Consider the following 13929-nt stretch of genomic DNA (forward strand, 5'->3'; position numbering starts at 1 on the left):
AGTTACACACTAATAGCAGATATATTTTAATAACTGGCGTATAATATCGCGGTTTATTTAGGTGTGCATTGCAGGAGGTTTTAAATGCAGGCGTTATTAATGCCCGTGATCACCGTTGACGGCCCGAGTGGTTCAGGTAAAGGAACTGTTTGTCGTTTGTTAGCCGACAAGTTAGGGTGGGATGTATTAGATAGCGGTGCGATTTATCGTGTTTTATCTTTAGCTGCACTTCATCACCAAATTGCATTAGACAATGAAGAAGGACTAGTCCCCCTTGCTGCAAACTTAGATGTGCAGTTTTTGGTAGATAGCCAAACTAATGCGGGAAAAGTTATTTTAGAAGGCGAAGATGTAACAACGACTATTCGTAATGAAGAAGTAGGTGCTGCTGCATCAAAAGTGGCTGCATTACCTCGCGTTCGTGAAGCGTTATTACGTCGCCAGCGTGCATTTCGTACGGAAAAAGGCTTAATTGCTGATGGCCGTGATATGGGTACTGTTGTTTTTCAAGATGCGCCGTTAAAAATATATTTAACAGCAAGTGCAGAAGAGCGTGCTCGTAGACGCTTTGTTGAGTTGAATAAGCGCGGCCTTGATGTTACACTAAGTGGTCTATTACAGGACATTCAAGCTCGTGACGAGCGCGATATGAATCGTGCCGTTGCGCCACTTGTACCTGCAGAGGATGCTATTGAGCTCGATACTAGCGAACTTAATGCACAGCAAGTGTTTGATAAGGTGATAACTTTATTGGATATTGCTATTTCTGAAGGTAAGCTTCCAAAACGAAGCTAAACACATTTTATGCGCCAGCAGGATGCCAGTGCTATTTTAACAACCCCATGCAGCATGGTTGCTTATTGGTATAAATATATGAGACGTATATTCGTATGTCAGAAAATTTTGCGCAGTTATTTGAAGAAAGCTTAAAGGGTTTTGAAGCAGAGCAAGGCTCTATCGTTAAAGGTACAGTAATCTCTATCGAGAATAACATTGTACTTGTAGATGCTGGTCTTAAATCAGAAAGTGCTATCCCTGCAGAGCAGTTCAAAAATGCTGCTGGTGAACTAGAAGTTGCTGTAGGCGACGAAGTAGATGTTGCACTAGATGCAATTGAAGACGGTTTCGGTGAAACTATCCTTTCTCGTGAGAAAGCTAAGCGTCATGAAGCATGGATCCGTCTTGAGAAAGCATGTGAAGAGCAAGAGACTGTTACTGGTGTTATCAACGGTAAAGTTAAAGGCGGTTTCACAGTTGAAGTTGATTCAATCCGTGCTTTCCTACCTGGTTCACTTGTTGATGTTCGTCCAGTACGTGACACAACTCACCTTGAAGGCAAAGAGCTTGAATTTAAAGTAATCAAGCTTGACCAAAAACGTAACAACGTTGTTGTTTCACGTCGTGCAGTTATCGAATCTGAAAACTCACAAGAACGTGAAGAGCTTCTTGCTAACCTTGTTGAAGGTCAAGAAGTTAAAGGTATCGTTAAGAACCTTACTGACTACGGTGCATTCGTTGACCTTGGTGGTGTTGATGGTCTACTACACATTACTGATATGGCGTGGAAGCGTGTTAAGCACCCTTCAGAAATCGTTAATGTTGGCGATGAAATCGCAGTTAAAGTTCTAAAATTCGACAAAGATAAAACTCGTGTATCTCTAGGCCTTAAACAGCTTGGTGAAGATCCATGGGCAGCTATCGCTGGTCGTTACCCAGAAGGTTCTAAACTTTCTGGTCGTGTTACTAACCTTACAGATTACGGCTGTTTCGTGGAAATCGAAGAAGGCGTTGAAGGTTTAGTGCACGTTTCTGAAATGGATTGGACTAACAAAAACATCCATCCTTCAAAAGTTGTTAGCTTAGGCGACACTGTTGAAGTTATGGTTTTAGAAATTGACGAAGAACGTCGTCGTATTTCTCTTGGTCTTAAGCAATGTATTGCTAATCCTTGGCAGGAATTTGCTCGTCTACAGAACAAAGGCGATCAAGTTACTGGTAAGATCAAATCAATCACTGACTTCGGTATCTTTATCGGTCTTGACGGTGGTATTGACGGTCTTGTTCACCTTTCAGACATTTCTTGGAATACACCTGGCGAAGAAGCTGTACGTGAATTCAAGAAAGGCGACGAAATCACTGCTATCGTATTGCAAGTTGACCCAGAGCGCGAACGTATCTCTCTAGGTGTTAAGCAAATCGAAGCTGACCCATTCAATAACTACCTTGATGCAAACAAAAAAGGTGCTATTGTTAAAGGTAAAGTGACTGAAGTTGATGCTAAAGGCGCAACTGTTGAACTTATCGAAGGCGTTGAAGGTTACATCCGTGTAGCTGATATTGCTCAAGAGCGCGTTGAAGATGCAACTACTGTTGTTTCTGTTGGCGACGAAATCGAAGTTAAATACGTTGGCGTTGATCGCAAAAACCGCACTTTAAGCCTATCTGTTAAAGCTCTTTTCGAAGCAGAAGAGAAAGAAGTAATAGAGAAGCTTAAGAAAGAAGAGCCAGTGTTTGAAAACGCAATGGCAGCTGCTTTCGCAAATGCACAAAAAGACTAATATATAATTAGTTTTTAGTTGGAAGGGCATTTTTTGCCCTTCCTATATCTCTTTTTAAGGAAACGCTATGACTAAGTCAGAACTGATAGAAACACTTGCGGAACAACACGCACACGTTCCAGTGAAAGATGTTGAGAATGCTGTTAAAGAAATTCTTGAACAAATGGCCGGTTCATTATCTACTTCAGATCGTATTGAGATCAGAGGTTTTGGTAGTTTCTCTTTGCATTTTCGTGCTCCTCGCACAGGTCGTAATCCTAAGACTGGCGATACAGTTGAGCTAGACGGAAAGCATGTACCTCATTTTAAACCAGGTAAAGAGTTACGCGATCGCGTAAACGAAAGTATTGCCTAGTTAACTAACTTATTGGAGTAGTTGCTTGTTTAAGGTACTAAAAATTATTCTGGTTGCGCTATGCCTTATTAGTGCATTTGTATTGGGTTCTCAAAATCCACAGTTAGTACAAATAAACTATATTATTGCCAGTAATACTTTGCCTTTAGCTGTAATAATAAGTATCTGCTTTTTGTTAGGTGTTGTCATTGGTTGTTTTATTAGCTTTAAATTGTTCTCACAATTAAAATGGCAAAATTACCGCTTAAAAAAGCAATTAGCGCCAGAAAAAGATAAAAATAAGCTTGCCGCTAATAAAGACACCTAACTATGATTGAGCTTTTGTTTTTACTTTTACCTGTAGCAGCCGGTTACGGTTGGATTATGGGTAAAAATAGTGCTAAAAACCAAGCTCATTTGCTTAACCGTCAGATCACTTCTGAGTACAGTAAAGGTTTAAAGTTTTTACTTGATAGAGAGGAAGATCAAGGGTTAGAGCATTTAATTAATCTTCTTGAAGTCTCCGCGGATTCCGTTGAGCACTATTCTACACTTGCCACTATGTTCCGCCGACGAGGCGAACTTGATCGTGCAATCAAAATACATGAACTTCTTTTAAAACACCCAAGCTTAAATGAACAACAAGCTGCAAATAGTCGTTTAGAACTTGCAGAAGATTATATAATGGCTGGTTTGCTCGACGGAGCAGAAGAGCATCTTGTTTGGCTAGTAAAAGATGGGCATGCTGAAGCACTTGACCCGATTATTACATTGTATTCGCAAACTCGTGAATGGGAAAAAGGCATTAATATGTTTGAAGCTCATAGCGAATTGTTCTCTAAAGAGCAGCAGTTTAAAGCAATGGCCAACTTTTACTGTGAGTCAGCTATAAGTGATAACACTCCTCAAGTAATGAGAAAAGCCATTAGTTTGAATTACAAAGCTGTTCGTCCTCTTTACGAATTAGGCTTAGTTGCTTATACAAAAGAAGACTACGTTAAAGCTATTTATTACTGGCGAGAACTTGTATGTCAGTTTACTTTGTTTGCTCCACTGTTTATTGATGAGTTAGCCCATAGTTATAAGCAATTAAATTTAACGCATCAATTTCATGAGTTAGTCAGTGAATTGCTAGAAAAAGGGGGTGTGTTAATAAAAATAAAACATTGCCAAGCATTATTAGAGCAAGGGCAAACAAAACAAGCCTTTGAATTTTTAACAGATAGCTTAAAACGTCAACCTACTATTCGCGGTTTTAGTTTCTTACTGCAATTAATGGGTGAACAAAATAAAAATACTAAAGAAGTACTTAACGAAATTGATAAATTAGTAACTTCTTATATTGCTACAAAGCCTGACTTTCAATGTCAGCATTGTGGTTTTACTAGCTACACCATATATTGGAATTGCCCTTCTTGTAAGCATTGGGAAACCATTGTTCCAAGTCGAGGCTTAGACGGATTTTAATAACTCTTTAAATAATATTGGATTTATTAACTATGATAATTTTAACAAATTAAACTTAGAGTTTACTGGGTTGGAATTTTTGATGTTACGTCTATATAAATTTCGTTACGCCTTCTTTTTAAATTACAAGCTAGAGCTATTTACTTAAATCTATTTATACAATTACTTTTAGTCATACATTAGGAAAATCATGTCTTTCGAGCACTCAAAAAAATTCTTATTGCATTAGATTACGATGATCAAGAACTTGCATTAAACTTTGTTAAACAACTGTCTCCTGATACATGTCGTCTAAAAGTCGGCAAAGAAATGTTTACTTATTTTGGTCCTGCTTTTGTTAAGGAATTAATTGATTTAGGCTTCGATGTTTTTCTAGATTTAAAATTTCATGATATTCCAAATACAGTAGCCAAAGCAGTTACTGCAGCTGCAAAAATGGGTGTTTGGATGGTTAACGTTCATGCGTCTGGCGGATTTGAAATGATGAATAAAGCAAAGCAAGCACTTGATAAATTTGGTGACAAAGCACCATTGCTTATTGCTGTAACTGTTCTAACGAGTATGGATGAGGACGAACTTAAACGTTTAGGTATAGAAAAGTCACCAAAGGAACAAGTTCTTTATTTAGCAAAACTGGCAAAAGAAGCTGGGCTTGATGGAGTAGTGTGTTCAGCACAAGAAGCCGGAGCATTAAAAATGGAGCTAGGCGAGAGCTTTAAGCTTGTTACACCTGGTATTCGTCCTGAAGGAAGTGATGCTGGCGATCAAAAACGTATTATGACCCCTAAGCAAGCAATAGATGCAGGAAGTGACTACTTAGTTATTGGTCGTCCTATTACGCAAGCTAATGATCCCGTAAAAGTGGTTAATGATGTTAATCAATCCATAGCATAATTTAACAAAAAGCAGCAATATAGTGTTAAAAATCCTTACCTAATGTGTATTTTATGCTACATTATTAGAATCAAAATGTAGTAGGGGTTTATTTTGAAATTATTTTTTGGTTCTGTAATTATTATTGTTGCGGGTTTTTCAGTAAATAAAGATGTTTTTTATAACAAAGCATATGATGGGGTAACAACTGTTACAGATATAATTTCAATATACCCAGTCGATACGTTTTATTTTAAAAGAACAATGCGAGACTACGCACATCATTTGTGCTACAAAAATGAGGATGCACTAACATCTCAAAATATAAGTGTAGTTGATTGCGTATCCAAGCTTGACGATAAAAAAACAGAATGTGAAAAGAAGGTTTTCCGTTTAGCACCGCTCAATTTAGAGACAGAATTAGAAGTGCTTGATTATTCAAGGCAATATACGCAATGTACATTGCCTTATAAATATATATATGGTTAGCTATAAAATTTTATGCTGACTAAGATTTTAAGCGAATGGATTTCGCTTCAATATCTATTAACTCTTGTTTAAATAATCCACCAATTGCTTTTTTGTAGTTAGCTTTACTCGTTGAAAACATCTTTTTTATTGCTTCAGGATCTGATTTATCACCCAGTGGTATTACACCACCTTCATTTTTTAATTTTTGCATAATAGTTTCACCAAGATCACTGACTTTACCCATACCTGGTTTTTCTAGTACAACATCAATTTTTCCGTCTTCACGTACTTTTTGAATGAAACCTTTAAGCTTTTGACCCACAAATAAGCTTTTAAATACCATATTATAAAAAACTACACCGAAGTGCGATTCTTCGATTAATACTTTGTAGCCAATATCTGTTTTGCCAGCAACAATTAAATCCACTTCTTGTAAATGAGTATATTGCGGCTCATCTTTAGATAGGAAGCGATTAAAGTTATTTGAAGCACAAATACGTTGGCTTGCATTATCAAGGTATAAACGTACTAAATAAGAATGACCTTCTTGCATACGCGGTTTTTGTTCGTTGAATGGAGCAAGTACATCTTTTTCTAAACCCCAATCCAAAAATGCACCAATACTGTTTATTTCTTTAACGCGAAGTAGGGCGTATTCACCAACCTGTGCGTGTGGTTTTTTTATTGTAGCTGTCGCTAAATTAGCATTATCTAAATAAATAAATACACTAATACTATCCCCAGCTTCTAACTCATGCTTTATTTCTTGTTTTGGTAAAAAAACCTCGCCTAAATCATGGCCATCAAGGTAAGCACCTTCATTGCTCACTTCTTTTACAAATAAGGTTTGTGTTGTTCCAAGGTAACTCATAATTATTCCTGCTCAGGCTTTTTTTTACGGCGCATAGGTGTGTCACCATCTATGTTCATAGGTGCTTTAATTGGGGCAGATGGCTTTTTAGGCTTTGCTTTACGTTTAAATAATGGCTTTTTAACAGCAACTATTTTCTCTTTTTTAAAGGTGGATTCAGGTTTTTTCTCTTTAATTCCTTTAAATTTAGCTTTTAAACCATCAATACTCGCAAAATTTAATTCGTCATTTAAGAATGCTTTTATCGCTAAATAACTAGCCCAATCTTTAGGACCAACAAGTGAGAGTGCATTACCTTTGAAACCAGCACGCCCGGTTCTGCCTATTCGGTGAACGTATTCTTCGGCGTGTTTTGGTAAGTCAAAGTTAATAACGTGCGTTACGCTTAATAAATCTAAGCCACGTGATGCTACGTCTGTTGTTATCAATATTTTAAAGTTTTCGCGACTAAACGAGTCCATAATATCGAGACGTTTATTTTGCGTTAAGTCGCCTGCAAGCGCTACAGATTTAAATCCTTTGGCGTTGAGTGCTTCACTTAAGCGACTCGTATCTGCTCGTGTTGCAGTAAATATAATACATTGACCTACGTTTTCTTGATTCAAAAAGTGTTCAAGTAATGCTTCTTTGTGATCAAGGTGGTCGGCTAAATATAAAGTTTGTTTAATATCGCTATGTTGTTCGTTTGCGGCGCTTAATGTAATTTGTTTTGGTTTTTTTAATAAATTACGTGACAGAGCGTCAACTTGAGCATGGTCAAGTGTGGCTGAAAACAATAACGTTTGACGTAAACGGTGATTAGCTTGCTCGTTAATCATTTTTAACTGTTCGGTAAAACCTAAATCTAAAATACGGTCGGCTTCATCAAAAATAAGTAGTTCTAATCCGCTCAACTGTAGTGAGCGTTTTGTAATATGATCCGCTAAACGGCCTGGTGTAGCTACTACGAATTGTGGATCATTTCTAAGTGCTTTTATTTGGTCATTAAAGTTTTCGCCCCCAAGTATTTTTACTGCCTTGATAGCTGTTCCTGCTATCAATAAACGCAGCTGAGTAAATACTTGCGTAGCAAGCTCACGAGTAGGAGCAACAATAAGTACACGAGGATCGCGTTTACTGAGTGCTTTTTGTTTCATAACCCTCTGTACAGCAGGTAATAAAAACGCCAAGGTTTTGCCCGACCCAGTTTTAGACTGAGCGAAAATATCATGCCCTGCAAGTGCGGTAGGCACTGCATGAGCTTGAATGTCAGTGGGCTGGGTGATCCCTTGATGTGCTAGTTGTGTTTCAAGGCGTGTATCAATCCCAAGATCAGTAAACTGCAATGTGTGTTTCTCCAAAATGAGCAAATTAAGTCTATAAATTTATCAGCGCATTATAGCTTACACAGGTAGGTCGCTAACAGTAAAATGCAAATTATAGGGCTATTTTTTGCATTTAATCTTAAAAAGCGTAAAATACGCGCCCCATATGCGCCGGATTTACGATTCGGTAAATGCCAATTGTGGCAACTAAAAGCAAAATAGGAAATGACATGACAGCTGTCCATAAAAATGATGTTACAAATGATCACTTTGTTGTATGTGCAATGTATAAATTTGTAGCTTTACCCGATTACGAAGCTCTAAGAAAGCCATTACTTGACGTGATGGAAGCAAACGAAGTACGCGGTACTTTACTGATTGCAGCTGAAGGCATTAACGGCACCGTGTCGGCAAAGCGTGAAGGAATAGATAACCTTTTAGCGTGGCTAGACAAACAACCAAATCTAAATAATATTGTAAGTAAAGAGTCTTATGATGATGAATGTCCGTTTTATCGTACAAAAGTAAAGCTTAAAAAAGAAATTGTAACGATGGGCGTTGAAGGCGTAGATCCGCTTAAAGTTGTGGGTAGTTATGTGAAGCCTAATGAGTGGAATGCACTTATATCTGATCCTGACGTTATACTTATTGATACGCGTAATGATTACGAAATTGAAATCGGTACTTTTCAAAATGCCGTTGACCCAAACACTAAAACATTTCGTGAGTTTCCTCAGTGGGCAAAAGAAAACTTAGACCCAGAAAAGCAATAAAAAAGTAGCTATGTTTTGTACGGGTGGTATCCGTTGTGAAAAATCGACAGCTTACATGAAAGAGCAGGGCTTTGATGAGGTATACCATCTTGAAGGTGGTATTTTAAAATACCTAGAAGAAGTTCCAAAAGAAGAAACCATGTGGGAAGGCGAGTGTTTTGTATTTGATAATCGTGTAGCTGTTGATCACGATCTTCAAAAGGGTTCTTACGACCAATGTCATGCCTGTCGCATGCCAATTACAGAAGACGAAAAATTAAAGCCTGAATACGTAGAAGGTGTATCTTGCCATCATTGTATAGAAGAAGTAACTGATGAGCAGCGCGCACGATTTGCTGAACGTCAAAAACAAATTGAGTTAGCTCAAGCACGTGGCGAAGGTCATATCGGTAATGAAGCTCAAGCTGTTTTACAACAACGTAAAGAGGCTAAAAAGGCGCATAAAAACGCACAGCGCGGTAAATAAAATGCTTAGCAGATTTAACTTTTAGATGATAAAGAGCCTATATGGCTCTTTTTTATACTTGTGTTTCGTTGATTCATCTTTGGTTGTTGTGTATTAAACGCTAATTTTGATCACACATTTGCTACACTGCGTATATGCCGTTAACAATAATGAATTAGGTGGTTTTTTGAAATTGCGAATACTCTTATTAAACATTTACTTAATGCTGATCTTATTTAGCATATCTGCTACGAGTGCAAATGTTCTTGTGCAAAAGGTAGCCACTGAACGCACTAAGCAAGAAGTAGACGCGGTAGGAAATGCCGAGGCAATTCATTCTGTTATTTTATTCCCTGCAGTGGGTGATAAAGTGACAAATATTTACTTTAAACCAGGTGATAAGGTTAAAGAAGGCGACGCGCTTGTTGAGCTAGACTCAAGACGTCAAAAAACTGCATTACAAGAAGCTGAAATTACGCTTAGCGACACAACCCGAACATTGAAACGCCTAACTCAAAGCCATCAGAAGGGTGCGGTACCACAAAGTGAACTCGACGATGCTAAAACGCTTAACTCATTAGCAAAAGTGGCATTAGCAAATGCAAAAACGGACCTTGAGGACAGAGAAGTCCGTGCACCTTTTACTGGTGTAATGGGATTAACCGATGTTGAGAAAGGTGACCGTATTACAGTACAAACTGCAATAGCTAGTATCGATGATACAAGCAGTTTGTACATTAATTTTAATGCCCCTGAGTCAGCAATATACATGCTTAAAAATGAAGGGAAGGTCAAAGTAACCCCATGGCAAAGTAGTCAAGTGATTAATGCCAACGTTGCCTATCTCGATTCACGAATTAATCCACAAACTCGTACATTACGTGTTAAAGCAAAGCTAGATAATAAATCTCAGCAATTTATGCCAGGTATGAGCTTTAGAGTAAACATTAGTGTGGAGGGCGAATTATTCGCAGTAGTGCCAGAGGCTGCACTTATGTGGGGAGCAACAGGACCCTATGTATGGAAAAGCGTAAACAAAAAAGCCACACGCGTTGATGTAAAAATTGAGCAACGTTTAGCGGGGCGTTTATTGGTCTCAGGTGACTTAAAACAAGATGACATATTAGTTGTTGAAGGAGTACAGCGCTTACGCGCAAACCAAGTGCTCAATTTTGCAAACAGCATAGATGAGAAGGAGTAGTCATGAAAAATGCTCCTATGATGCAAGATTTACCATCAATGGCTATTCGCCGCCCGGTACTAATCGTTGTTTTAAATCTACTTATAATAATTGCTGGTTTAGCCGCTATTGCTGGCATTGAAGTACGAGAACTTCCAGACGTAGATAGACCTCGGATTACAGTCTCTGCTTCTTTCCCTGGAGGTTCACCTGAAACAGTCGATACAGAAGTAACAAGTAAGCTTGAGGGGGCAATTGCACGCGTCAGTGGCGTTAAATCAATACGTGCACAAAGCGAAGAGGGCAGCTCGCGCATTGTGGTGGAGTTTCGCCCAGGCGTTGATTTAGATAACGCGGCTAATGAAACTCGTGAATCAATTGCTCGAGTTCAACGAGAACTTCCTGAAGAGGTCGAACGCGTTGCAATTATAAAAGCCGATAACAATGCCGAGGCAGTTGTTTCACTCACTGTTTCAAGTGATGCCTTAACACTTGAAGCACTTACTGAACGCGTTGAAACAGATTTAGCTCCACAGTTTTTAACTATTCCTGGTGTTGCTGATGTACGATTAAACGGTGATAGAAAACGTGTTCTTAGAGTGCGTTTAGAACCTCTTAAATTAACTAGTTTTAACCTAACTATTCCTGATGTAGCCGACGTTTTACGTCAAGCACCTTTTGATGTGCCTGCTGGCAGCCTAAAATCAAGCGATCAGCAAGTAATAGTGCGTGCTGATGCAACATCTATCACTCCTAGTGAAGTTGCTAATATTATTATAAGGGGTGATACACGAGTTGGCGATGTTGCTTCTGTGTACTTTGGACCTGCCGATCCACGCTCAATGGTGCGATTAAATGGTAAACCAGTTATTGGTATGGAAGTTATTCGTCAAGCACAATCAAATACTATTGAGATATCAGATGAGGTACTAAAGCTACTTGAAAGTATGCGCACTCGCTTTCCCGAGCTTGAATTTACTCTAACCTCTGACGACGCACAGTTTATAAGAAGTTCCGTTGATGAAGTTATATACTCTTTGGTTCTTACCGTTTTATTAGTGGTTATTACCCTTTGGATATTTATAGGCTCGTGGCGAGCAACCCTTGTGCCTGCTTTTGCAATTCCAGTCGCACTGATTGGTTCACTTGCGCTTATTTGGGGGCTTGGTTTTTCAATTAATATTTTAACTCTTTTAGCATTAGTATTAGCAACTGGCTTAATAGTTGATGACGCTATTGTTGTAAGTGAAAACATACAACGCCAAAGAGGACTTGGGCTTGGACGACGTGCCGCTGCAGTAATTGGCACCCGAGAAGTGTTTTTTGCCGTAGTAGCAACTACAGCAGTATTAGCTGCCGTATTTATACCTATTGCCTTTTTGCCATCAACGGCAGGGCGATTATTTAGAGAATTTGGTGGGGTACTCGCAGGCGCAGTTATTATATCAAGTTTTGTTGCACTTTCATTAGTGCCCGCACTCACTTCAAAGCTAAAGCTTAAAAAAGAAAGTACTCATCCATTTGCTAAAGTTGGAAATAAGCTAGTCAACTTTTATAGTATTACGATAAAAGCGGTATTAAACCGAGCTTGGTTAATGCTAATAGCCTGTGTGACAGTGGCTTTGTGTTCAGGTGCTTTGTATATAAATCTTGATAACGAACTACTACCCAACGAAGATAGGGGAAAAATTCGTATTTTTGCACGCGGTCCTGATGGTGTTGGTCTAAGTTTTATGGATAGACAAGCAATGCAAATGGAAGATATTTTATTACCTTTTGTTGAAAGTGGTGAAATAGAATCCATCTATACTGTGGTGGGTCAATGGGATCCGAATATTGTTTTTATTACCGTGCCATTAAAGCATTGGGATGAACGCCAATTTAGCCAACAAGAGATTATAAATAAAATCCGCGGCCCACTTGGACAAATACCTGGTGCAGCAGGGCGTGCGTCAGGCTCAAATAGCTTAAATTTACGTGGTCAAGGTGGCGGGATAGAGCTTGCGTTACTCGGACAAGATTACAACGAGATATTTACTGCCGCACAAAACTTTGCAAAAAGTATTGAAAATGCCATTCCCGGTACCGCGCCAGTGCGTATTTCTTATCAACCTTCTCAACCTCAATTACGCGTTAATATTGATAGACGCCGAGCTGAAGAGTTAGGTGTGGCACTGAGTGACATATCGGTAACGCTTCGCGCTGCGATTAACGGCGATGATGTAGCAGATTTAAATATAGGTGATCAATCTGTACCCATAATATTACAGGTGCAAAATCAAATAATTAAAGATCCCAGTGATTTAGCAAATTTGTACGTAGCTAGTCGAAGTGGTCAGCTTGTTCCTATAAGCAGTTTAGCAAGTATTAGTGAAGAAGGTGTCGCCGCAGAGCTTGAGCGCCACGCACAACGTCGAGCTATTGAGTTAGATATGGAATTACCCGATGATATGACGATTGCTGATATTGTTACTCAAATACGTGACCTATCACAACAGTCATTACCGCCTGAGATTAGCTTAGCCTTTAAAGGTGAAGCACTAACGTTTCAAGAAACAGCGAATGAAATCTTGTTAACCTACGTATTGGCTTTTTTAATCGTACTTCTTGTGCTAGCTGCACAGTTTGAAAGTGTAAACAGCGCAATTGTCGTTATGTTAACTGTTCCATTTGGAATTACGTCTGCTATTTTAGCTTTGTACCTGACGAATACTTCACTTAATATTTATTCACAAATTGGTTTAGTAATGTTGATAGGCTTGATTGCTAAAAATGCAATTTTATTAGTTGAATTTGCCGATCAACTTCGCGATCAAGGTTTATCGGTTCGAGAAGCTGTGGAGCAAGCTGCGTTAGTAAGGCTGCGCCCAATTACGATGACTCTGGTATCTACCTTATTAGGTGCACTTCCTTTAATACTTTCAAGCGGTGCAGGGGCCGAAGCGCGAAATGCGATTGGTTGGGTTGTTTTTGGTGGTTTATCGTTAGCTGTTATATTTACATTATACCTAACACCGGTAATTTACTTAGGTTTAGCACGCTTTACAAAACCTCGAGGTGACGAAAGTAAAGAGCTTGCTAAAGAGCTTGAACAAACGCAGTAAAATTTCTATGCCTAATTAACTATTTTCCTTTAAAAAGTAGTTAATTAGGCTCACAATTGCATTATTGGTCACCAATTGGAGCTAGTTATGCAAGCTGAACAAGTAGAAATCGCAAACTTTTTAACGCAACATCCTCCATTTAATGACCTACCGCAAAAGGCGTTAAACGAACTTGCTCAACAAGTTGAAGTTACGTATTTTAGATCGCAAACAGAAATACTTCATTTTGGTAATGATATTGCCGATCTGTATGTGATCAGAAGTGGTTCGGTCGAAATGTATCGGCGCAATGGAGAGCTCTATAATCGCTTATCTGTTGGTGGGATTTTTGGGCAAATGGGCTTGTTAATGAACCGTAAAGTACGTTTTCCTGCAACAGCTCTCGAGGATACGTTAGTTTACTGCATAAATGTTGAGCTATTTAATCGCTACTGTGATCAGTTTGATGCGTTTGCCGATTATTTTGAAAGCGATGGTAATGTGCGTCTACACCAGGCTATTGTTGAACAAGCCGACAATAATGACTTAACAACCGCAAAAGTTAAATCA

General features: G+C 38.8%; 12 protein-coding genes and 1 pseudogene. 11 read left to right on the plus strand and 2 right to left on the minus strand.

Translation table 11 applies throughout. The features are described 5' to 3' along the window. Positions 1 to 84 precede the first annotated feature (84 nt). The 7 genes from cmk (at position 85) to P20652_RS02850 (ending at position 5721) form a co-directional block, all read left to right on the plus strand. Positions 85 to 795, plus strand: coding sequence for a (d)CMP kinase (gene cmk, locus P20652_RS02880; RefSeq protein ID WP_008171716.1), 711 nt, complete (start codon positions 85 to 87; stop codon positions 793 to 795). A 95-nt stretch (positions 796 to 890) separates the two neighbouring features. Continuing rightward, the gene (gene rpsA / locus P20652_RS02875; protein ID WP_008171719.1) at positions 891 to 2558 is read left to right on the plus strand and encodes a 30S ribosomal protein S1; all 1668 of its coding nucleotides are present in this window, start codon (positions 891 to 893) and stop codon (positions 2556 to 2558) included. Between the two features lie 67 nt (positions 2559 to 2625). Continuing rightward, positions 2626 to 2913, plus strand: coding sequence for an integration host factor subunit beta (gene ihfB / locus P20652_RS02870; protein WP_007376597.1), 288 nt, complete (start codon positions 2626 to 2628; stop codon positions 2911 to 2913). A 25-nt stretch (positions 2914 to 2938) separates the two neighbouring features. Continuing rightward, positions 2939 to 3220 carry a lipopolysaccharide assembly protein LapA domain-containing protein gene (locus P20652_RS02865; RefSeq protein WP_008171721.1) on the plus strand — a complete coding sequence of 94 codons (282 nt, stop codon included), beginning with the start codon at positions 2939 to 2941 and terminating at the stop codon, positions 3218 to 3220. 2 nt (positions 3221 to 3222) lie between these two features. Continuing rightward, entirely contained in the window at positions 3223 to 4359 is a 1137-nt protein-coding gene (lapB, locus tag P20652_RS02860) for a lipopolysaccharide assembly protein LapB (RefSeq protein ID WP_008171724.1), read from the plus strand. Between the two features lie 213 nt (positions 4360 to 4572). After that, complete coding sequence (gene pyrF / locus P20652_RS02855) at positions 4573 to 5253, plus strand: orotidine-5'-phosphate decarboxylase (RefSeq protein WP_033017964.1); 681 nt, start codon at positions 4573 to 4575, stop codon at positions 5251 to 5253. A 93-nt stretch (positions 5254 to 5346) separates the two neighbouring features. Then, on the plus strand, positions 5347 to 5721 hold the full coding sequence (locus P20652_RS02850) for a hypothetical protein (RefSeq protein WP_008171727.1): 375 nt from the start codon (positions 5347 to 5349) through the stop codon (positions 5719 to 5721). 19 nt (positions 5722 to 5740) lie between these two features. Here the strand turns inward: P20652_RS02850 and P20652_RS02845 are convergent, their stop codons facing one another. Both P20652_RS02845 and P20652_RS02840 read right to left on the minus strand, forming a co-directional pair. Then, positions 5741 to 6574, minus strand: a complete 834-nt coding sequence (locus P20652_RS02845) for a S1 RNA-binding domain-containing protein (protein ID WP_008171729.1) — start codon at positions 6572 to 6574, stop codon at positions 5741 to 5743. 2 nt (positions 6575 to 6576) lie between these two features. Next, complete coding sequence (locus P20652_RS02840; RefSeq protein ID WP_008171731.1) at positions 6577 to 7899, minus strand: DEAD/DEAH box helicase; 1323 nt, start codon at positions 7897 to 7899, stop codon at positions 6577 to 6579. A 209-nt stretch (positions 7900 to 8108) separates the two neighbouring features. On the opposite strand from P20652_RS02840, the pseudogene P20652_RS18965 reads away from it, so the two are divergent. From P20652_RS18965 to P20652_RS18970, 4 genes and pseudogenes are all read left to right on the plus strand, one after another. Then, positions 8109 to 9117 (plus strand): annotated as a pseudogene (locus P20652_RS18965) (rhodanese-related sulfurtransferase). A gap of 166 nt (positions 9118 to 9283) precedes the next feature. Beyond that, entirely contained in the window at positions 9284 to 10297 is a 1014-nt protein-coding gene (locus tag P20652_RS02835) for an efflux RND transporter periplasmic adaptor subunit (RefSeq protein ID WP_237707155.1), read from the plus strand. 2 nt (positions 10298 to 10299) lie between these two features. After that, positions 10300 to 13380 carry an efflux RND transporter permease subunit gene (locus tag P20652_RS02830; RefSeq protein ID WP_008171741.1) on the plus strand — a complete coding sequence of 1027 codons (3081 nt, stop codon included), beginning with the start codon at positions 10300 to 10302 and terminating at the stop codon, positions 13378 to 13380. 87 nt (positions 13381 to 13467) lie between these two features. Further along, on the plus strand, positions 13468 to 13929 hold a 462-nt coding region (locus P20652_RS18970; RefSeq protein WP_033017966.1), incomplete at its 3' end, for a Crp/Fnr family transcriptional regulator.

The sequence above is a fragment of the Pseudoalteromonas sp. BSi20652 genome, from assembly GCF_000239855.1.
GTDB lineage: Bacteria > Pseudomonadota > Gammaproteobacteria > Enterobacterales > Alteromonadaceae > Pseudoalteromonas.